The organism is Halalkalibacter flavus, from assembly GCF_036663575.1.
GTDB classification, from domain to species: domain Bacteria; phylum Bacillota; class Bacilli; order Bacillales; family Bacillaceae_D; genus Halalkalibacter; species Halalkalibacter flavus.
In genome coordinates this window covers 1-292 of the sequence record NZ_JAWRVK010000170.1, presented here as the reverse complement: position 1 = coordinate 292, position 292 = coordinate 1, and the positions used below count along the sequence as shown (strand labels likewise).

At 53.4% G+C, this 292-nt stretch carries 1 tRNA gene; it reads right to left on the bottom strand.

The annotated features are described in order from the left end of the window. Positions 1-111: 111 nt before the first annotated feature. Positions 112-196 (bottom strand) — tRNA-Tyr (locus SAY88_RS24880). Positions 197-292: the final 96 nt, after the last annotated feature.

Here is a 292-nt window from a genome sequence, read left to right as displayed (position 1 = left end):
ACCGGCACGGTAGTCACCTACCGCAGGATTTTAAGTCCTGTGTGTCTGCCAATTCCACCACCCCGGCCGGACTTATTGTGTATTAATATGAAACAACCTCTATCAAAAATATGGTGGAGGGGGACGGATTCGAACCGCCGAACCCTGAGGGAGCGGATTTACAGTCCGCCGCGTTTAGCCACTTCGCTACCCCTCCAAAACTATTCATGGATAACAATGGCGGAGGAAGAGGGATTCGAACCCCCGCGCGGTTTAACCCGCCTGTCGGTTTTCAAGACCGATCCCTTCAGCC